The organism is Lysinibacillus sp. 2017 (assembly GCF_003073375.1).
In the GTDB taxonomy this organism is placed as follows: Bacteria; Bacillota; Bacilli; order Bacillales_A; family Planococcaceae; genus Solibacillus.
Window position 1 is genome coordinate 2660377 of the sequence record NZ_CP029002.1, and the last position, 21867, is coordinate 2682243.

Annotated in this window: 19 protein-coding genes and 1 riboswitch; of the genes, 3 read left to right on the forward strand and 16 right to left on the reverse strand. The window is 38.2% G+C overall.

The features are described 5' to 3' along the window. Nucleotides 1–8: 8 nt before the first annotated feature. Both sdhA and DCE79_RS12985 read right to left on the reverse strand, forming a co-directional pair. Nucleotides 9–1754 (reverse strand): succinate dehydrogenase flavoprotein subunit, encoded by a 1746-nt coding sequence (gene sdhA, locus DCE79_RS12980; protein ID WP_108713460.1) that lies wholly within the window; start codon nucleotides 1752–1754, stop codon nucleotides 9–11. Between the two features lie 96 nt (nucleotides 1755–1850). After that, complete coding sequence (locus tag DCE79_RS12985) at nucleotides 1851–2465, reverse strand: succinate dehydrogenase cytochrome b558 subunit (RefSeq protein WP_108713461.1); 615 nt, start codon at nucleotides 2463–2465, stop codon at nucleotides 1851–1853. A gap of 272 nt (nucleotides 2466–2737) precedes the next feature. Between DCE79_RS12985 and DCE79_RS12990 the strand changes: the two genes are divergently transcribed. Next, a complete protein-coding gene (locus tag DCE79_RS12990; RefSeq protein ID WP_108713462.1) occupies nucleotides 2738–3154 on the forward strand; it encodes a YslB family protein in 417 nt (138 codons plus the stop codon). 46 nt (nucleotides 3155–3200) lie between these two features. Here the strand turns inward: DCE79_RS12990 and DCE79_RS12995 are convergent, their stop codons facing one another. From DCE79_RS12995 to trxA, 3 genes are all read right to left on the reverse strand, one after another. Further along, nucleotides 3201–3698 carry an ACT domain-containing protein gene (locus tag DCE79_RS12995; protein ID WP_234417265.1) on the reverse strand — a complete coding sequence of 166 codons (498 nt, stop codon included), beginning with the start codon at nucleotides 3696–3698 and terminating at the stop codon, nucleotides 3201–3203. 203 nt (nucleotides 3699–3901) lie between these two features. Then, nucleotides 3902–4079: riboswitch (Lysine riboswitch) on the reverse strand. Nucleotides 4080–4118: 39 nt separating this feature from the next. Next, entirely contained in the window at nucleotides 4119–5903 is a 1785-nt protein-coding gene (uvrC, locus tag DCE79_RS13000) for an excinuclease ABC subunit UvrC (protein WP_108713463.1), read from the reverse strand. Nucleotides 5904–6004: 101 nt separating this feature from the next. Then, nucleotides 6005–6319 carry a thioredoxin gene (gene trxA, locus DCE79_RS13005; protein WP_108713464.1) on the reverse strand — a complete coding sequence of 105 codons (315 nt, stop codon included), beginning with the start codon at nucleotides 6317–6319 and terminating at the stop codon, nucleotides 6005–6007. Between the two features lie 400 nt (nucleotides 6320–6719). Here trxA and DCE79_RS13010 point away from each other — a divergent pair, with 400 nt between their 5' ends. Beyond that, the gene (locus DCE79_RS13010; RefSeq protein WP_199912330.1) at nucleotides 6720–7748 is read left to right on the forward strand and encodes a M42 family metallopeptidase; all 1029 of its coding nucleotides are present in this window, start codon (nucleotides 6720–6722) and stop codon (nucleotides 7746–7748) included. A 198-nt stretch (nucleotides 7749–7946) separates the two neighbouring features. On the opposite strand, the gene DCE79_RS13015 is transcribed toward DCE79_RS13010, so the two are convergent. The 10 genes from DCE79_RS13015 to zapA form a co-directional block, all read right to left on the reverse strand. Further along, a complete protein-coding gene (locus DCE79_RS13015) occupies nucleotides 7947–8924 on the reverse strand; it encodes an electron transfer flavoprotein subunit alpha/FixB family protein (protein WP_108713465.1) in 978 nt (325 codons plus the stop codon). Between the two features lie 60 nt (nucleotides 8925–8984). Beyond that, nucleotides 8985–9758, reverse strand: a complete 774-nt coding sequence (locus tag DCE79_RS13020) for an electron transfer flavoprotein subunit beta/FixA family protein (protein ID WP_108713466.1) — start codon at nucleotides 9756–9758, stop codon at nucleotides 8985–8987. 46 nt (nucleotides 9759–9804) lie between these two features. Continuing rightward, the gene (locus DCE79_RS13025) at nucleotides 9805–10578 is read right to left on the reverse strand and encodes an enoyl-CoA hydratase (protein ID WP_108713467.1); all 774 of its coding nucleotides are present in this window, start codon (nucleotides 10576–10578) and stop codon (nucleotides 9805–9807) included. A 17-nt stretch (nucleotides 10579–10595) separates the two neighbouring features. Next, the gene (locus tag DCE79_RS13030) at nucleotides 10596–11177 is read right to left on the reverse strand and encodes a fatty acid metabolism transcriptional regulator FadR (protein ID WP_108713468.1); all 582 of its coding nucleotides are present in this window, start codon (nucleotides 11175–11177) and stop codon (nucleotides 10596–10598) included. 98 nt (nucleotides 11178–11275) lie between these two features. Beyond that, entirely contained in the window at nucleotides 11276–12967 is a 1692-nt protein-coding gene (locus tag DCE79_RS13035) for a long-chain-fatty-acid--CoA ligase (RefSeq protein WP_108713469.1), read from the reverse strand. Between the two features lie 372 nt (nucleotides 12968–13339). Further along, a complete protein-coding gene (locus DCE79_RS13040; RefSeq protein ID WP_108713470.1) occupies nucleotides 13340–13756 on the reverse strand; it encodes a DUF350 domain-containing protein in 417 nt (138 codons plus the stop codon). A 68-nt stretch (nucleotides 13757–13824) separates the two neighbouring features. Then, the gene (locus DCE79_RS13045; RefSeq protein WP_108713471.1) at nucleotides 13825–16188 is read right to left on the reverse strand and encodes an endonuclease MutS2; all 2364 of its coding nucleotides are present in this window, start codon (nucleotides 16186–16188) and stop codon (nucleotides 13825–13827) included. A 55-nt stretch (nucleotides 16189–16243) separates the two neighbouring features. Beyond that, nucleotides 16244–17965 carry a DNA polymerase/3'-5' exonuclease PolX gene (gene polX / locus DCE79_RS13050; RefSeq protein WP_199912331.1) on the reverse strand — a complete coding sequence of 574 codons (1722 nt, stop codon included), beginning with the start codon at nucleotides 17963–17965 and terminating at the stop codon, nucleotides 16244–16246. 69 nt (nucleotides 17966–18034) lie between these two features. Continuing rightward, nucleotides 18035–18574, reverse strand: a complete 540-nt coding sequence (locus DCE79_RS13055) for a CvpA family protein (protein ID WP_108713473.1) — start codon at nucleotides 18572–18574, stop codon at nucleotides 18035–18037. A gap of 5 nt (nucleotides 18575–18579) precedes the next feature. Then, on the reverse strand, nucleotides 18580–18840 hold the full coding sequence (gene zapA, locus DCE79_RS13060; RefSeq protein ID WP_108713474.1) for a cell division protein ZapA: 261 nt from the start codon (nucleotides 18838–18840) through the stop codon (nucleotides 18580–18582). A 277-nt stretch (nucleotides 18841–19117) separates the two neighbouring features. Here zapA and rnhC point away from each other — a divergent pair, with 277 nt between their 5' ends. Then, nucleotides 19118–20053, forward strand: a complete 936-nt coding sequence (gene rnhC, locus DCE79_RS13065; RefSeq protein ID WP_108713475.1) for a ribonuclease HIII — start codon at nucleotides 19118–19120, stop codon at nucleotides 20051–20053. Nucleotides 20054–20268: 215 nt separating this feature from the next. Here rnhC and DCE79_RS13075 read toward each other — a convergent pair whose 3' ends face one another. Further along, nucleotides 20269–21792 (reverse strand): DHA2 family efflux MFS transporter permease subunit, encoded by a 1524-nt coding sequence (locus DCE79_RS13075; RefSeq protein ID WP_108713476.1) that lies wholly within the window; start codon nucleotides 21790–21792, stop codon nucleotides 20269–20271. Nucleotides 21793–21867 lie beyond the last annotated feature (75 nt).

Sequence of the window (21867 nt, forward strand, 5' to 3'; positions counted from 1 at the left end):
CTCCCTTCTTACGCTGAGTAGTCGCGTTTACGTGGTGGAATTAACGAAACGTCTACTTCTTGATAAGTGATAATTGGTTCGCCCGTTGCAGGGTCGAATTTTGCCATAGTTGTTTTTAAGAAGTTTTCATCATCACGTTCTGGGAAGTCTGGTTTATAGTGAGCACCACGAGATTCGTTACGTAATAATGCACCCTTAGTCATAACTTTAGCTAAATATAACATATTTTTTAACTGACGAGTGAAGTGAGCACCTTGGTTTGACCATTTTTGTGTGTCATTCATGTTGATGTCGTTCCAACGCTCTTGTAATTCAGTTAATTTTTTATACGTTTCTTCTAACTTGTCATTGTAACGTACAACTGTCATATTGTCAGTCATCCATTCACCAAGTTCTTTGTGAAGTAAATAAGCATTTTCTGAGCCTTCCATTTTCAGGATAGATTCCCATTTTGCTTTTTCTTCTTCTTCACGAGCAGTATAGATTGTTTCTGGTAAATCTACTGCATGTTTTTTAAGTCCTTGAACGTAATTAACAGCATTAGGACCAGCAACCATACCACCGAAAATCGCAGATAATAATGAGTTCGCACCTAAACGGTTTGCACCATGTTGTGAGAAGTCACATTCACCAGCAGCGAATAAACCTGGAATTTCAGTCATTTGGTTGTAATCTACCCATAAACCACCCATTGAATAGTGAACCGCTGGGAAGATTTTCATTGGTAATTTACGTGGGTCATCACCTACGAATTTTTCGTAGATTTCGATGATACCACCTAATTTGATATCTAATTCATGTGGATCTTTGTGTGAAAGGTCTAAATAAACCATGTTTTCACCATTGATACCTAATTTTTGGTTTACACATACGTCGAAGATTTCACGAGTCGCGATATCACGAGGTACTAAGTTACCGTAAGCTGGGTATTTTTCTTCTAAGAAGTACCAAGGCTTACCGTCTTTGTAAGTCCAAATACGACCACCTTCACCACGAGCAGATTCTGACATTAGACGGTTTTTGTCGTCCCCAGGAATCGCTGTTGGGTGAATTTGAATCATTTCACCGTTCGCATAAGAAGCACCTTGTTGATAAACGATAGATGCAGCAGAACCAGTGTTGATTACTGAGTTCGTTGTTTTACCGAAGATAATACCAGGACCACCTGTTGCCATAATTACAGCATCAGAACGGAATGATTTAATTTCTTCAGAACGTAAATCTTGAGCTACGACACCGCGGCAAGAGCCTTCGTCATCGATAACTGTTCCAAGGAATTCCCAGTGTTCATATTTTGTTACTAAACCAGCTACTTCGTGAGAACGAACTTGCTCATCTAGTGCGTATAGTAATTGTTGACCAGTTGTTGCACCAGCGAATGCTGTACGGTGCATTAACGTACCGCCGAAACGACGGAAGTCAAGTAAACCTTCTGGCGTACGGTTGAACATTACACCCATACGGTCCATTAAGTGGATGATACCAGGAGCGGCATCAGCCATAGCTTTTACTGGTGGTTGGTTCGCTAAGAAGTCCCCACCGTATACTGTATCATCAAAGTGGATCCATGGAGAATCCCCTTCACCTTTTGTATTAACTGCTCCGTTAATTCCGCCTTGTGCACAAACAGAGTGTGAACGTTTAACTGGAACTAACGAGAATAATTCAACTGCAGTACCAGCTTCAGCAGCTTTAATCGTAGCCATTAAGCCGGCAAGACCGCCACCAACGACGATAATTTTACTCTTTGCCATGATTATTTCTCACTCCTTAATTAATTGCTAAATACTTTACTCACAAATTCAGCCCAATCTTGTCCCTACTAGATATTAGTGGTCAAGTAGGTAGGATTATGCGAATGAAACGATTGCTGCAACACCAATAATACTTAAAATCACAAATACCACTAATGAAACATAAGTGAAGATTTGTTGAGATTTTCTAGATTGAGTGATACCCCAGCTAACGCAGAATGTCCATAAGCCGTTCGCTAAGTGGAATGTTGCAGACACGATACCAACAATATAAAACGCTAACATTAATGGATTGTCCACGATTTCTGCAATCATGTTCCAATCAACGTCAGCACCAAATGCTCTTTGGATACGTGTTTGGAAGATATGCCATGCAATGAAGATTACAAGGAAAATCCCTGTAAAACGTTGTAATGTAAACATCCAGTTACGGAACGTGCTGAAACGTTTCGTGTTGTGTGTAGCAGTAAATGCAATAAACACTCCGTAGAATGCGTGGAACATAAGTGGGATATAAATAATAACCCATTCCATAACTAACAATAACCAATGTGGAACTAGATCTAAAAGTCCAATTGAATCATTGTAATTTGCTTCACCGCTAATTGCAGTAAAGTTCAAACATAAGTGGAACACCAAGAACAACCCGACAGGAACTACACCTAGTAACGAGTGTAAGCGGCGCCATAAAAATTCGCGATCTTTCGACAAAACTGTTACCCCCCTTAGTACTTGAAATTTCCAGTCACATTCGTCAAGAAATTTTAGACGATGTTTTGTTGACTGCATATTTCATCATGGTACAATATTATGACATGTCCATTGTACTCTCAACAGATACTAGCGTCAAGGCAACACAAGATATTTTATAATCATTTTAAAGACGGTTTTTTACTGCTTTAGTAATGGTTATTCTTTCTTATTGCGCTATTCTTTTACAATGAATCTATTTATATAAGAAAATTTATGAAAGAGGTTTTACTATGGAAGGGTATAAAATGAAAACGATTCCAAGTTTTGGTTACGAAATCATTCGTGATCATCTACTTCATTCAATTTTAGGAAAGCATGAAGAAGATGTACTATACTGGGCAGGCAAGGAATTAGCTAGAAAATTCCCATTATTCTCAATGGACGAAGTTGCTTCTTTCTTCGTTGAAGCTGGTTGGGGTCAGTTAGTACTTGAAAAAGAAGCCAAAGACGAAACACATTACATACTTACGACAGAAGAGGAAAACTCTTTGAATATCGAACAGCGTTGTTTCCGTTTAGAAGCTGGTTTTTTAGCAGAGCAAAAACAAAAGCAACTCGGCTTCTTAACGGAGTGCTATGAAGAAAAGAATGAAAAGAAAAACCTAGTTAAATTTACTTTAAAGTGGGATTTGAAGGAACAAATTTAATGAGAAAAGAGCTGCACAGTTTTGTGGCAGCTCTTTTTTTATGCTTTTATCCCGCAATAACTCCTCGCATCGCTAAATTAAATTCATCATGTAAGGCATTTGCCGCGCGTACCATATCATCTTGTGGCACGACAACTGATACGATAATTTCTGACGTACTCACCATTTTCACGGGAATATGCTCACGGCCTAAACATGCAAACATTCGCGCTGCCACGCCTGGACTTGAAGCCATACCAGAACCAATGATTGATACTTTTGCTAAGCCCACTTCAAAATCAGCAAAACGAAAGCCTAATGATGGCTTGCTCGTTTCTAAAACACGTAAACTTTGCGCAAACTGCTCTTTCGAAATGGTAAATGAAATCGTTGGCTTGACGTTTTCAATGACTGCCTGCACGATAATATCTACGTTAATCTTATTTTCCTCTAAAATGCTAAATACACCTGATAACGCCGCCATTTCATATGAATCGTAACCAATTGTTAATCGAATAATATCCGATTCATAGGCTATACCATGCACAATTAAACTTTTTTCCATTTCGACATCCCCTTTTATCATTGTACCGTCTACATATGCTGTAATTCACAACCACTTAGTGTATGTGCTTTCCTGGTCTTTTAGTACTTTTCATAGCAACTATTTGCAGTTACAAATACCGCTTACCTAACCAAATCCAGAACAAAAGCGACCTTCCACGTTCATGGAAAGTCGCCGTCAAGACAAATAATAGTTAAATGTAATTCACGGATAGCTCTCCAGAACATTAGCTCTGACAGTCTTACATCTGTTAAATGCAACACCAGCAAATTCCGCGAACAATACGTAATTCACTTCGGCAAGCTCCCCTTTCGATTGCTGTCATCGGAATTGTTCTTCCTCAAGCAATGTACTATTGAATACTGCACCTCTATCGATTGAAAATATTGAATTATTTTAATAGTAACATAATGCTAGTCATCATTCTAATGAAGCTTCGTGAAAATGCGTATAAATTGTTTGGGCCAACGCATGAGGAATTCCCGCTTCAAGCAATTGATCAATGGATGCCTCTCGTATTTTTTTTACGGAACCAAAATGCTTCATGAGTTGCTGCTTACGCTTTGGTCCGACTCCTTCAATATCATCCAGCGCCGAAACAATAGCATGCGCTTGACGTTGTTGGCGTAAAAACGTAATCGCAAATCGGTGGACTTCATCTTGAATGCGCTGCAATAAATAAAACGCATCACTCGTACGTTTCAGTGCAATCGGTTCAACAGGATCACCGAAAAGTAGTTGTGACGTATTGTGCTTATTATCTTTTGCTAGCCCTGCGATTGGAATATACAAGCCAAGCTCATCTTCAATTACTTCTCTTGCTACTTCCATTTGACCCTTACCACCATCAATAACGATTAAATCAGGCAATGGTAAATTTTCACGGAGTACGCGCGTATAACGACGTCGTATCACTTCTTGCATCGCACCGTAATCATCATGCTTTGCAGCTTGTCTTGTTTTATATTTGCGGTATTCCTTTTTCGCTGGTTTCCCGTCGACGAAAACGACCATAGCCGAAACAGGATCCGCCCCGTGCATATGACTATTATCGAATGCTTCAATCCGTAGCGGTGCAGAAATATTTAACGCTTCCCCTAATGCTTCACACGCCCCCACCGTCCGCTCTTCTTGGCGTTCAATAAGTTGGAATTTTTCGCTAACAGCAATCGTCGCATTTTTTGTAGCCAAATCAACAAGTTCTTTTTTCTGGCCTCTTTTTGGAATAACGATTTTAATATTTAATAACTTTTGTAATATATTTTCATCAATGCCTTGTGGAATAAAAATTTCTTTCGGCAAAAGATGATTCGGTTCATTGTAAAAGTGTCCAACAAACGTTAAAAATTCTTGTTCTGGCTCATCATAAATAGGAAAAACAGAGACATCACGTTCGATTAATTTCCCTTGGCGAACAAAAAATACTTGAACGCACATCCAACCTTTTTCAACCGCATAGCCGAATACATCGCGGTTGCTTAAATCGTCTGTAATAATCTTTTGTTTTTGCATAATACTATCAATATGCGTCATTAAATCTCGGAATTCTTTTGCACGTTCAAACTCTAACTTTTCAGCAGCATCAAGCATTTTCGCTTCTAATTGCCGCTTAACATCCTCAACGCCACCGTTTAAAAACTTCGAAATTTCTTCAATCATCTCGTCATACACTTTTTTCTCAATATCCTTCACACATGGTGCTAAGCATTGTCCTAAATGATAGTACAAACAAACTTGGCTTGGCATTTGTGCACATTTACGTAATGGGTATAAGCGATCGAGTAATTTTCGTGTTTCATTTGCAGCATACGCATTTGGATAAGGGCCAAAATATCTCGCCTTATCCTTCTTAATTTTACGTGTTGTTAAAATTCGCGGATAGCGTTCATTTGTTATTTTAATATAAGGATATGTTTTATCATCAGTTAACTTAATATTGTATTTTGGATCATGAAGCTTAATAAGATTGAGCTCTAAAATAAGCGCTTCAATATCACTTGACGTCACGATATACTCGAAATCTTCAATTTCACTTACTAAACGAGCTGTTTTACCATCATGACTACCTGTGAAATAAGAGCGTACACGATTTTTCAAAATCTTCGCCTTACCAACATAGATAATGGTCCCTTGGCGATCTTTCATTAAATAACAGCCTGATTCATCTGGTAAAATTTCAAGCTTTGCCTTAATCGTTGGATTCATGTTATCACCTACTGTTATGTCATCTATCGTTAGTGTACCCGATTCAACGACAAGAAAAAAGCCGTACACCTACGTGAGGTATACGGCCTTCAAAGTTTTAATTATTTGTTGTCGTTAATGAAGTCGATTAACGCTTCTTTTGGCATGAAGCCAGCAGTTTTTGCTTTTAGTTCACCATCTACGAATAATAGTAATGATGGAATCGACATGATTTGGTATTCTGCAGCAGTAACTTGGTTGTTATCTACATCAACTTTTACGACTTTAACATCGTTGCCGATTTCTGAATCTAATTCTTCAAGAACTGGAGCTATCATTTTACATGGACCACACCACGCTGCCCAAAAGTCTACTAAAACCACACCGTTTGAAATTTCTTGCTCGAAAGTTTGATCTGTACCGTGTACAATTGCCATAATAAAATAGCCTCCTTATATAACGTCTGTTTGTAGTATAGCATGATTTGCCAATTTAAAAATACTAAAATGCTCGGGATTTTAAAACTGAAGCGATTGGCAAAGTGTACTCATTACCTAATAAGGAATGGTTTTAAAGTGTACTCATTTTTCGCGTATGAGGTGAACCGCTTTTTTAACCAAATTACCCTCCAAATAAATTTATTATTCAAGAATACTTAAAGTAAACTGCTACGTCGACAAGATGGATATTTCTGATAACGTTTTGATACGCTATTTCTTTTTGAGAATAGTTAAAATGGCATTCCTAGATAGTTCAAAAATACGCTTCTTTTCTTCTATAAGGAAGTAGAGTAAGCTATAGAAAGAGTAGATAAGGGAGGAAGTTTCATTGATTACAATTAATAAAGAACGAGTTCTTCAAATCGCAACGGACTTACTACAACAGCATAGTCCGACTGGCTATTGCCATGAAATTATGGATAAGGTTGAACAGTTCGTTCAGCAAACGGGTTATCAATTTGAGCGCACATTGAAAGGCGGAGGAATCATTTCCATTCCCGGAGCTAATGAAGGGAAAGTAATCGGTCTTTCTGCGCATGTTGATACATTGGGTGCCATGGTTCGTTCGATTACTGGTCACGGCACATTAAAATTTACGCTTCTAGGTGGCCCACTCGTTCCAACTTGGGATGGCGAATATGTTTTTGTACGTACGAGAGACGGCAGAACTTATAGTGGTACTATTTTGAGCACTAGCCCATCCGTACACGTATTTGAAGACAGCAAATCAAAAAAACGCGAACCGCAGTTTATGGAAGTGCGTCTCGATGAAAAGGTGAAAACGAAGGAAGATGTTTTGAAGCTTGGCATTGGTGTCGGTGACTTTATTTTTATTGATCCGAAAACGACTGTAACAGAAAGCGGCTTTTTGAAATCTCGGTTCATTGATGACAAAGGAAGTGTAGCGTGCTTATTGGCGCTTATTGAAATCATGCAGCAGGAGAAAATCGTACCGGCTTATCCGGTGAAAATTGTGATTTCCAACTATGAAGAGGTTGGTCATGGTTCATCGTATATTCCTGCTGATATTACTGAATACATTTCTGTTGATATGGGCTGTATCGGTGATGATTTAAGCTGTACAGAATATGATGTTTCCATTTGTGCGAAGGATTCAAGTGGACCTTACGATTACGAAATCACATCAACCTTTATCGAATTGGCTAAAGAAAATGGCTTGCAATACGCGGTTGATATTTATCCTATGTACGGTTCGGATACAAGTGCAGCACTACGTGGCGGCAATAATATCAAAGGTGCCCTAATCGGACCTGGTGTTCACGCGTCACACGGAATGGAACGTACACATTATGAAGCATTAGAAAATACGATGAAATTACTTTACTTGTATATTACGAAGCGTTAATGGATTGATAAAAGATACTAACGTGGTGTTTTTGTCTTGTAATAATGCAGAGTATTTAGTGTTTTAGGGTATATGGTCGTAGCACACATTCATGTAGGGCGCTTACTGTGGTAGGCGCCCTTTTTCTAAGTAAAGCTCACCCAATCTCTACATAGCAAAAAAACAGCTTCCCTCAAATTTGAAGGAAGCCGTTTATCATTACGCGTTAACTTTTAACGCTTTAAATTCTTCGATTAGCATTGGTACAACTTCGAATAGGTCGCCTACGATACCGTAGTCCGCTACTTTGAAGATGTTTGCTTCTGGATCTTTGTTAATCGCTACGATTACTTTAGAGTTCGACATACCAGCTAAGTGTTGGATTGCTCCAGAAATACCAGCTGCAATGTAAAGGTCAGGTGTTACAACTTTACCCGTTTGACCGATTTGTAATGAGTAATCACAGTATTCAGCGTCACATGCACCACGAGATGCACCAACTGCACCGCCAAGTAAGTTTGCTAAATCTTTTAATGGTTCGAAACCTTCTTCAGATTTCACTCCACGGCCACCAGCTACTACTACTTTCGCTTCTGATAGATCTACACCTTCAGTTGATTTACGAACAACTTCTTTAATCACTGTTCGTAAGTTTGTAATTTCTACTGATACCGAAGATACATCGCCTGAGCGACCTGCATCTTTAGCAAGTGGTGCAATATTGTTAGGACGGATTGTTGCAAAAATAACGCCGTCTTTTACTTTTACTTTTTCAAATGCTTTACCAGAATAGATTGGGCGGATGAATACTGTCGCATCACCTGAACCTTCAACTTCTGTTACATCTGATATTAAACCTGATTTTAAGCGAGAAGCTACTTTTGGTGATAAGTCTTTACCTAAAGAAGTATGACCGAATACGATTGCTTCCGGTTTTTCTTGCTCAACTACTGCTAAGATTGCTTGGCTGTAGCCATCAGATGTATATGTTTTTAAATGTGGGTGTTCTACTGTAACGACGCGGCTTGCACCATAAGCGATCATTTCTTGTGCTAAACCAGCAACAGCATCCCCTACTAATAATGCAACCACTTCACCACCGTCAGCGATTTGAGAACCTGCTGCGATTGCTTCGAATGAAACATTACGTAAGCTTCCTTCACGAACCTCACCTAACACTAAAACCTTCTTTGACATGAATATCCCTCCATTACCATCTTCGTAAAACTTTGCGTTAATTTTCGATACAATTTTTAATTAGACAACTTTCGCTTCGTTGTGTAATAGGTTCACTAATTCTTTTACCTGAGCAGATAAATCGCCTTCTAATACGCGACCTGCTGCTTTTTGCGGTGGTAAATAAATTTCAACTGTTTCTACTTTTACTTCAACATCGTCTTCATCGATATCTAAATCATCTAACTCAAGCTCTTCAAGCGGCTTTTTCTTTGCTTTCATGATCCCTGGTAAAGATGGGTAACGTGGCTCGTTTAAACCTTGTTGAGCTGTTACTAGTAATGGTAGCGACGTTTCCAAAATTTCAGAGTCACCTTCGATATCACGAATAATTTTGACATTCGTGCCTTCGATTTCAAGGCTTGTAATTGTTGTTACGTAGTTTATGCCTAATAGATCAGCTAAACGTGGACCTACTTGACCAGAACCACCATCGATTGCAACGTTACCTGCTAAAATTAAATCTGCTTCTTTGTCTTTTAAATATTCTGCTAGGATGTAAGCTGCAGAGTATTGATCTAACTCATCTAAATCATCTTCTGTATTAATTAATACTGCTTCGTCAGCGCCCATTGCTAAAGCTGTACGTAATTGCTTTTCTGCATCTTCGCCACCGATTGTCACAACTGTTACTTTACCGCCTAATGCGTCACGCTTTTGGATTGCTTCTTCAATTGCATATTCATCGTATGGGTTGATGATGAACTCAGCACCATCTTCTTGAATCTTACCGCCAGAAACAACGATTTTTTCTTCTGTGTCAAAAGTACGTTTTACTAATACATAAATATTCATAATCTAGACCTCCTAAAAGCTTTTAATTTATCCTACATTTACAGACTTACTTGCCTGTAAAGATTGGTTCACGTTTTTCAATAAATGCTTGGATGCCTTCTTTCGCATCCTGTGATACAAATACATCTCCAAAGCTTTTTGCTTCAGCGGCCACGCCTTCATAAAATGATGGAGTTTTTGAGTAGTTTAACATTTGGATAGCTGCTTTTAATGCAATGGGTGACTTCTTCGCGATTTTTTTTGCAATTTCCAGCGTCTTTGGTAGTAGCTCTTCATCCGCGAATGCTTTGTTTGCTAATCCCCACTGAACCGCTTCTACTCCAGAAATCGGCTCGCTTGTGAACATCATTTCCGCTGCTTTTGCTGCCCCAACATAACGAGGTAAACGCTGCGTTCCTGCAAAGCCAGGAATAATACCTAACGAAAGCTCAGGCAAACCTAGTTTCGCTGACTCTGTCACAAAGCGCATATGGCATCCCATCGCAAGCTCTAATCCTCCACCAAGTGCTGCACCGTGAATCGCTGCGATGACTGGCTTCGAAAAGGTTTCTACGCGTTCGAACACGATTTGTCCGTTATTCGCTAAACCGCCAAATTCTTCTCCTGACTGAACACTTGTAAATTCTTTAATGTCTGCGCCTGCAGAGAAAAAGCGACCTTCTCCGTGAAGTACAATCACACGTACTGAATCATCTTGTTCCACTGCATCTAATAAAGCGTTTACATCTTGAATTAAACCTTGTGATAATGCATTTGCTGGTGGTCTTGAAATTGTAGCGATTGCTACGCCTTCTTCTACTCTCCAACTTAAAAACTCCATTTCCCCACATCCCCTTATTATGCTTTTATTGCATTTAATAATAATTGCTGAATTTTCGGAGCCTGCTCCATTAAGTCATAGCGATAATCGTTCATCACCCATGTTGTCGTAATTTCATCAATCGTACCAAACACCATTTGACGTGTAATACGGACATCCATCTCTTGATTGAACTCCCCAGCTAACATCCCTGCAATTAAAATTTGATCAAGTAATACTAAATATTCTTTTAAAATCGTATTAATCTTTAATCTTAATTCTTTATTCGATTGTCTTAACTCTAATTGCGTTACAGTTGCTAAATGGCGATCACTTGATAACACGCGAAAGTGATTTTCAATCATCTGACATAACTTTTCAGAAGAGGAATCTCCACTTTTAATTATATCCTGTAAATTTTCTACGAATATACCCATTTTTTCCTGAAATACAGAAATCAGAATATCTTCTTTGTTTTTAAAATATAAATAAATTGTCCCATCAGCTACACCAGCTTGTTTGGCAATTTTAGAAACTTGGGCTTGATGATAGCCGTTTTCTGCAATTGCTATCACTGCTGCATCTACTATTTGCATATACTTGGGTTTATTTCGTTTCAAGCTGCTCACCACCAAAAAAATATGAAAACATGAATGACTATTCATTCATGTTTTCATATTATAATTTGTATAACATTCTGTCAATAATTTTCGTACAATTATTTTGCAACTTGTTTGGCCATTTTCTCCTTTTCTTCTTCAACAAGCGTACGGCGTAAAATTTTACCTACCGCTGTTTTTGGAAGCTCTTCGCGGAACTCATAGAAACGTGGCACTTTATAAGCAGCTAAATTTTTGCGGCAAAACTCATTTAACTCTTTGTCTGTCACAGTATGACCTTCTTTTAAAACAACATATGCCTTAACCGTTTCCCCACGATATGGGTCTGGAATCCCTGCAACGACACATTCTTGAATTGCTTCATGTTCGTATAAAATTTCTTCTACTTCACGTGGATAAATATTATATCCACCTGCAATAATCATATCTTTTTTACGATCGACTACATAAAAGTAACCGTTTTCATCCATATAACCTAAGTCCCCTGTTAAGAACCAGCCATCTATAAATGTCATCGCTGTATCTTCTGGGCGATTCCAGTAGCCTTTCATAACTTGAGGACCTTTAATCGCAATTTCTCCCATCTCACCTGGAGGTAAACTTTCTGATTCACCTGAACGTAAAATGGCAGCATCTGTACTTGGCCATGGTAATCCAATTGACCCGTTAATACGATTACCCCAAATTGGATTAGCGTGCGTTACTGGTGAAGTTTCGGTTAAACCATAACCTTCAACTACGCGTCCACCCGATAAGGCTTCGAATTTTTCTTGTACTTCTAATGGCAGTGGTGCTGAACCACTTAAACAAGCTTTAATCGTTGATAAATCATATTTTGCTAGATCTGGATGATTTAAAAGGCCGATATACATCGTTGGAGCACCTGGGAATAAGGTTGGTTTTTGTTTATCAATTGTTTTTAATGCTTGTTCCGCTTCAAATTTTGGTAATAATACCATTTTTGACTGTTGCATAACTGATAAAATTAACACGGTCGTCATTCCATATACGTGGAAGAACGGTAAGATACCTAAAATGACTTCTTCACGTTTCACACAACGATACATCCAAGCATCACACATCATCGTATTGGCAATTAAGTTTTTATGCGTTAACATAACACCTTTAGGGAAACCTGTTGTACCACCTGTATATTGTAGTAATGCTAAATCATTTTCAAAGTCGAATTCTACTTCCATCGATTCAGATTTTCCAGACTTCATTATTTCTGTGAATAAGTGATTTTGCCCACTATGTTCTACTTTTACACTAAATCCGTACTGCTTTTTTTGAATAAATGGATACACTAAATTTTTGGGGAATGGTAAATAATCTTTAATCCCTGTTACAATGACGTTTTCAAGCTTTGTTTCTTTAATAATTTTCATCGCGCGTGGATATAAAATGTCCATTACTAAAATAACTTTCGCGCCCGAATCTGCCATTTGATATTGTAATTCACGCTCGGTATAAAGTGGATTCGTTTGAACAACAATCCCACCTGCATACATCGTACCATAGTAAGCGATTACAGCTTGTGGACAGTTTGGTAACATAATTGCTACACGATCGCCCTTCTCCACCCCTAGAGAACGCAAATAATTCGCAAATTTCATAGCAGATTCATACAATTCTTTGTACGTAAGCTCTTTGCCCATAAAATGCACGGCAACATTATTCGGCACTTCTTCGTACGCTTTCGTTAAAAATTGTTGAACGGGAATTTTTGGAAGTTCCAACGTATGTGGAATTTCCTCTGGATAGCTTGCCAACCAAACTTTTTCTGTCATAAAACTTCTCCCCCTTGTCAAAGCTTCATTCTTTTAATAATTATAATTAAAATAGGAAATTATTTCAAATCATTTAATCGAACTTTTGTATTTCTTCTCGCTTATGCACTTATTTTCTACCTGTATTATTATGGTATTCATAATAATCCATCACTGAATTACCATTCACTTAATAACTTACTTTCAAAATATACTTTTTCAATAAAACATTAATTTGAAATAAATTTTTTCAAAAAAAGAAGCAAACAAACTAAATTTCATTAGCTTGTTTGCTTCTTCGACTAAATTGTCAGCATATAATAGATTCCTACTGCTAGAAATAGTACACATACCGCGATTAAAATTTTTGATAGTGTTTCCATCGTTTATCTCCTAAGATGTGATGCTTGCACCAATGACAAATGATAACCCAACTGAAATCGTAAATGAAATAAAACCTACTGATCGATTGTCTGCTGCAATTTCATCATCAACATTAAATTTCGGTGTTAAAAATTCAAATAATAAATAAGCAAATATTAATAGAATAAAGCCAAATAATCCCCAACCGAGCATGCCAATAAACGATGTGTGCTGCTCAATAGAATAGCGGAAAATATTACATATTCCCAAAATTTTACCGCCTGTTGCAAGGGCAACTGAGACATTACCATTTTTAATCTCTTCCCAGTTTTTATATTTTGTCACGATTTCAAATAAAATCATCGAAACAAAAAGACAAAGGGCGACAACGCTAAAATAACCTGCTGTTTCTACGAGCGGATGGTGCCAAAAGTCTGATCCTAGCATTCCATACACTCCCTTCTAAAATTACTTCTTATTCCTAATATTAGCTGAAATTTTCAAAGGAGCAACTATTATTTTAGCTCAACGACTGTGACACCAAAGCCGCCCTCACCCGCTTCACCATAACGATAAGATTTCACTCGCTTATGCTTTTTCAAAAAGCTTTGAATTCCTTGACGTAGTGCACCTGTCCCTTTACCGTGAATGATTGAAACGCGAGGATAGTTCGATAATAATGCATCATCTAAATATTTTTCTGTACGGATAAGTGCGTCCTCATAGCGTTCTCCGCGCAAATCTAATTCAAGTTTTACATGGCTATTGCGATTTTTCACATTCATCATCGGACGTGTTACTTGTTCTTTTTCTGGCTTGATGTATTCTAAATCGCTTTCAGGCAATTTCATTTTTAAAATACCAATTTGCACAACCCAATCTTGGCCCGCTTTTTGCAGTAGCGTGCCTTTTTGACCATAGCTTAATACTTTAACTTCATCGCCCACTTTTAAGTTTTGCTTGCGTTCACGTGCTTCGACTGCTTTTTGTAATACTTTATTTTCTTTTGGTGCTGCTTCTTCTAGACGTTTTTTCGCATCAATTAATTCATGCTCTTTGACATTGGATGCAGCTTGTTCTTTCATTTCACGTAATTCAGCGATAATCGTTTCAGCTTCTCTTTTCGCTTCATCGACAATTTTACGTGCTTTATCTTTTGCTTTTTTCTCTAAATTTTCTTTTTTATCATCATATGTGCGGAGACGTTCTTTTAGTTCTGCACGAATTGTTTGCGCTTCTTCTAATAAAACATGTGCTTCATCTGCTTCTCGCTCTGAACGCAGACGGCTTTCTTCTAAAGAAGCAATCATTGACTCTACTTCATGACGGTCTGTGCCTGTAAATGATTTTGCGCGATCAATAACGACTGTATTTAATCCAAGACGTTTTGAAATTTCAAAGGCATTTGAACGCCCTGGAACCCCAATTAATAAACGATACGTTGGACTTAATGTTTCAACGTCAAATTCTACACTCGCATTCACAACTGATGGACGGTTGTAGCCGTATGCTTTTAGTTCCGGGTAATGGGTTGTTGCCATAACGCGTGCGCCATAACCAACAACTTCATCTAAAATCGAAATCGCTAAGGCCGCCCCTTCTTGTGGGTCAGTACCAGCACCTAATTCATCGAATAATACTAATGATTTGTCATCGAACTTACTTAAAATATCAACTATGTTCACCATATGAGATGAGAATGTTGAAAGGGATTGTTCGATCGATTGCTCATCGCCAATATCAGCAAAAATTTGCTCGAACACGGCAAGCTCTGAACCGTCTAAAGCTGGTACTGGTAAACCAGATTGTGCCATCAACGTACATAATCCAACCGTTTTCAACGTAACTGTTTTACCACCTGTGTTTGGACCGGTAATAACGATAGCTGTAATATCACGACCAAATTCAATCGTATTCGCTACCGCTTCTTCTATTGGTAATAACGGATGGCGCGCACGAACTAAGCGTGTATAGCCTTCCTTATTCATTTTTGGCATAGTACATTTATTTGCTTGTCCATACTTGCCTTTTGCTAAAATCACATCAATTTCACCAAGTAATTGGATAAGGACAAATATCTCATGCGCAACATCTTGTACTTGTGCGGTTAATGACGCTAAAATACGGTCAATTTCCGTTTTTTCTTTCACTTTTAAGCGCTGTACTTCGTTATTTGATTGGATAACGGATTCTGGCTCGATGAAAAGTGTCTGACCTGATGCCGATTGGTCATGCACAATACCGCCGTAATGAGAACGATATTCTTGTTTTACTGGAATAACGAATCGGTCATTACGAATTGTAATAATCGTATCTGAAAGCATTTTTGTTGCGTTTGAACCGCGTGTTAAACTTTCAAGTTTTTGACGAACTTTTGCTTCTTCCGAACGTAATGATTGACGAATTGAACGTAATGTCGTGCTCGCTGAATCCAACACCGCCCCATTATCATCGATACAGGCATTAATCTCATGTTGTAACGCCGTTAAAATTGGCATTTGCTCTTTACGCTCAATAAAATGAGGGATTTCAATCGAATTTTCAGATTCAATATCTTCAATGAAATTACGTAAAATACGGCTCGCACGAATCGTACTTGCGATTTCCATTAATTCCGTTGGGCTCAGCATACCGCCAATTTGAGAACGACGTGCATGTGGACGCACATCAAAAATCCCGCCCAGTGGCACATTACCTTTTACTCGTAAAATGGCTAGTCCTTCATCCATTTCTTCTAATAATTCAACGACTGTTTCAAAATCCGTTTCAGGGACTAGTTCATCAATGGCCTGTTTCCCGATGGAGTTTGTACAAAATGTCGAAACTTGTTCTCGTACTTTATCAAATTCTAGTGTTTTCAATGCTCGTTTTTCAATCATGAGAACACCTCCTGTTACTAAATTATTTATTCCGCATTAACGGCAAAGACCCTCGCTATTTAAGGTTCCCTTTATTTTTCGTAATAAATGCTTCAAATTGCTCTTTTGACCATGTATTGACAATACATTCTTTTTTTAACCATGCCTTTTGCGCATATTTTGTCCCAATGTCCATAAAGCGCAATTGATCAATTGCATGCGCATCGGTATTAATTGCAATCAGCACATTTTTTTCCATTGCCAGCTGTAAGTGCTCTACACATAAATCCAAACGATAAGGGTTCGCGTTGAGCTCTAAAATTTTGCCGTGTTGCGCTGCCCATTCGATAAGCTGCGGTACATCTGGATCATAGCCTCCACGCTGACCAACAATTCTTCCAGTTGGATGTGCAATCATATGCACATACGGATTTTCAATTGCTGTTTTTAAACGCGCCATAATTTTGTCTTGTGATTGTGTAAAGCTAGAATGAATTGATGCAATAACAAAGTCTAAATCCCTTAACACATCATCATCAAAATCAAGCGATCCATCTGGTAAAATGTCCATTTCAGTTCCACGGTATAAACGGAAGTTTGGATTGGCCTCATTGAAGGCATAAATATCAAGCTTTTGCTGCTCTAAACGTTCTGGCGTTAAGCCATTTGCTACTTTTAAATATTGTGAGTGATCAGTAATGACAGCATGTGTATAACCACGTGCGATCAAGGCCTCTCCCATTTCTGCAACTGAATGCGCCCCGTCTGACCACGTCGTATGCATATGCAAATCTGACATGATATCATCTAAATACACAAGCTGCTTAAGTTCGTCTAAACGATCTAACTCTTTGCCACTTTCACGTACAGACGGTGGTATGAACGGTAAATCAAAGTGGGCAAAGAATGCTTCTTCTGATTCAAATGTAGCAACCGTTCCATCCTCTTGCTCGACACCATATTCACTAATTTTTTTTCCCATTGATTTTGCTAATTGGCGCATACGGACATTGTGATCTTTAGATCCTGTAAAATGATGAAGTGCCGTTGGGTATTCAGCTAATTTCACCATACGGAAATCGACATTTACCGGCTCTTCACGGTCTAAAACAACGGAAACCTTCGTATCACCTGCAGCGATTGTTTCTAAAATGGCTAGACGCGTCAAAATCGCCTCACGTACCACTTCATAATGTTCCGTTGCTACGATGAAATCTACGTCTTTACTCGTTTCAGCAACCCGACGGAAGCTCCCTGCTACAGAGAACTTTTCAACTTCGGGTAGGCTTGCTAATAGTTCATTAATTTCCAATACAACTGGCTCTAGCTGCCAAATAGGAAGACGTTCTGCGCGTGAGCCAAAGTTTTCAAGCTCTTTTAGAATCTTCTCCTCAGTTTTCGCCGCAAAACCTGCTAATTCACGAACCTTTCCCGTTTCACAAGCGACTTTTAACGATTCTGCATCAATAATGTTTAACTCCTGATACAACTTTGCTAATTTTTTACCACCGAGACCAGGTAACTTCATTAACGGAATCAGCCCTTTTGGAACAATAGCTTCAAGCTCATTTAAAACGCTCGATTCACCCGTTTTGATCAAGTCCAAAATCACTGCAGCTGTCCCTTTACCAATGCCTTTAATGGCTGTTACATCTTCAATTTCACTCAAGCTACGTTCATCTGCTTCTAGTGCTGTAGCTGCCTTACGAAATGCCGAGACTTTGAACGGATTTTCAGCCTGTAATTCCATATATAAGGCAATCTTTTCTAATGTACGAATGATAATTTTTTTGTTCATCATTAAGCGCACCCCTCTCTAAAAAAACTCCCCTCGAAAATCGAGAGAAGCTTTTCGCATGATTTTCAATTATTTCACGTAAATATACCACCAATTTTGAAACATACTTGTAAGCACTGGTGTATGTTCCAACATAAGCCCTGTAATAAAAGAGCTGTCTACAATCGCTTGCACAGATTCAATCGGTAAAAGTGCAATAACATAAAGTCCAATAAATAAAAGAATATACGCTTCGATAAAACAAAGTACCGCGCCAAATACAAAATTCAACGAGCTAAGTATCGGTAAATACGTTAAAAAATCAAACATCGAACCAACAATTTGTAGAGCAATCTTCACCACAAAGAAAATAATTGCGAATGCGAACACACGATAAAACGTACGATCCACATCTAATGAATCGAGCACTAACGTCATCGTAGAACCATCTGTAAAACCTGGATATGGAATCCATAAAACAAATTTATCAGCTAACGGCTTGTAATAAACAACCGCAACAATAAGCGCCACTAAAAAGCTCCCAATATGAATTAATTGTACGATTAATCCACGTTTTGCACCAATAATTAAACTGATAATAAATATCAAAAGAATGAATAAATCTAACATGTATGTCAACCCTTTAACTGTTTCAATTGTTCTTCTAATTTTTCGTATTGCTCTTTTAACAATAAATAATCATGAACTGAATTAACCGCTGTCAGCACTGCTAGCTTGGCACTGTCCAAAGATGGGTTATGTACACTGATTTCTTTCATTTTGTCATCAACAATTGATGCTACTAAGCGCATATGGCCTGTGGATTCAGTCCCAACCATTTTGTATGTATGACCGTAGATTTCTACAGAAATTCTATTCTTTTCCTGATCAGCCAAAATAATCCCCCCGTCAAAGATTGTATAAACAGTAACCGAAGTAACGTACTCACTATAAAAATCGCCTACTAATAACACGAAAAGCAATTTTGATTCCTGTTCAATGCGATACTACCATTTTCATATTGTACATCATACCATTTCCAATTTGTTCACCGCAACACAATCCCCGCATTGTTGTAACCGAATCGTTAGAAATATATGAAATTTCCACTTTTTCCTTATAAAAGTTATACTATATACTATCGATTCCAACTCGAAAGGAACTATTCCCTTCATGACAAATATTGTTTTACAACTCACTGCAGGTGATCAACAAAAAGTGAAAGACTTTTATAAAGACCGTTTAATTGAACGAAAAGCACCAGGTGTACTATTCGCTGCGAAGCTTTTTGATACAGCTATTACCGCTTATAAATCTGGAAAAGTGATGTTCCAAGGAGCAGGTGCAGAGCGTGAAGCCGCGCGTTGGGGAGCCACTGAACAGAAAACACCTGCCAAAGTATCCAATACAAAAGGTGATACATTACCCGCAAAATTTGCCACACTTTCCGTTATTGGCTCTGATGAAACAGGAACAGGCGATTATTTCGGGCCAGTGACCGTTGCAGCAGTATATGTACCCGCAAGTAAAATTGCCCTCGTACAAGAACTCGGCGTCAAAGATTCCAAGCAATTAACCGATGAGTACATGCGAAAAATCGCACCTGATTTAATGAAAGTATGTACCCATAGTATTTTGACACTGCGTAACGAAAAGTATAATGCGATCCAAGCAAAAGGTAATTCTCAAGGGAAAATAAAAGCCCTTTTACACAATCAAGCCTTGAAGCATGTGCTTGCAAAAATTGCCCCAGAAAAACCTGAATACATTTTAATCGATCAATTTGCTGAACGTGGTATTTACTATAATCACATCAAAAGTGAAAAAGAAATTGTACGAGAAAATGTTTTGTTCTCAACAAAGGCGGAAAACTTACACGTAGCCGTTGCCACCGCATCAATTTTAGCGCGCTATGCGTTTTTAAAAGAAATGGATCGTTTAGCTGAAATTACAGGCTACCCTTTACAAAAAGGGGCAAGTGGTAGAGTCGATGAAATGGCTGCAAAAATTTGGATGAAGCATGGGGAAGATGTCTTGCGTTCAATGACGAAGTGGCATTTCGCGAATACCGAAAAAGCACGTAAGCTCATACAAAAACGAAAATCTTAAAGTAATAAAGGGTGATGGCGAAGTGGCTATCACCCTTTTCTTACTTCTCCATTACAGCAAAATAATTTCCTTCATCATCTGCAAAGTTAAATAATTTACCAAATGGCATCGTCACAAGCTCACCAACTGTCACATCTAGTGATTTATATGTCTCATAAAGTGCATCAAAAAAACGGCAGGAGCAATTAACTCCTACCGTTTTCTCTCATAAGCTATTATTTTTCTTTCGTATTATCCATGAAATCTTCACGTTTTGTTATATCTACTCGTTTTAAGAATAACGCGATAATCAACGCGATAACTGTCACACCTGCTGCAATGAAGAACGAATACGTAATACCATCAAGCATTGCTTGTTGCATAATTTGTTCTTGAATTTGCTCAAGTTGTTCTGCAGAAGGTTGCGCAGCACCTGGTGTTGTATTTGCTTTCATATCTGCAACAATTTCAGCTGCACGCGTTTTTGTGTGCGAGTTGAAAATTGTTACTAATACAGCTGTACCAATTGCACCTGCTACTTGTTGAGCTGTATTATTCATCGCAGTACCATGTGGATTTAAACGGTTTGGTAATGCATTTAAACCGTTTGTCATAATTGGCATCATTACCATTGAGATACCTAACATACGAATTGTATACATTGTAATAATAAATGTATAAGTAGAATCTACTTCTAAGAAGCCTAAACCGATAGTTGCACCTGTTGCGATTGCTAAACCAACTACCGCTAAAATACGAGGTCCAACTTTATCGAATAATTTACCTGTTATTGGAGACATAATCCCCATTACAATGGCACCTGGTAACATCATTAAACCAGCTTCGAACGGCTCAATACCACGTACGTTTTGCACGTAAGCTGGTGTTAAAATCATACCTGAGAACATCGCTACAGCTAATACCATCGAAACGACTGAAGCTAATGCATATGAAGGATATGTGTAAATACGTAAATCTAATAATGGTTCTTCTAATCGGAATTGACGAACGATAAACCAAACAAGTCCGATGGCACCAATACTGATTGTACCCCAAACTTCAAATGCACCCCAGCCTGCTGAACTCGCTGTACTGAAACCATATAATAACCCACCAAAACCAATTGTTGATAATACAAGAGATAATATATCAATTTTCGCAGGACGGTTTGGTAATACATCCTCTAATTTCCAGACAGCTAATAATAAAGCAACGATAGCAATCGGAAGAATCATTTTGAACAGTACGCTCCAGTCGTAATGTTCAACAATCCAACCTGATAATGTCGGTCCAATTGCTGGTGCTAATATCATAACTAACCCGAAAATCCCCATTGCTTGCCCACGTTTTTCAACTGGGAAGCTAATTAACATAACATTCATTAAAAGTGGTGACATTGTCGCTGCACCAGCCGCTTGAATCATACGTCCTGTTACTAAAAGACCGAATGACGGTGCGAATGCTGCTAACGCTGTACCTACAACGAAAATCCCCATTGAAATAAGGAATAATGGTCGTGTTCTAAATTTAGTAATTAAATATGCAGAAGCTGGTACTAATACCCCACTTACTAACATGTAACCTGTTGCTAACCATTGTACTGTTGAATAATCCTTAATATCGAAAGCCGTCATAATCGATGGCAACGCTACGTTTAATAATGTGTTATTTAAAAACGCTACGAATGCCCCAACGAATAATACAGCAATCATTAAATAAGGAGGTTTTTTAAATGTTTTTACGTCTTGTATTTTTTCCATATCTGAATTCCCTTCTTTTCTACGTAATGAAATAATATTTTTATACTCGAACTATTCTATACTCATAGTCCAAAA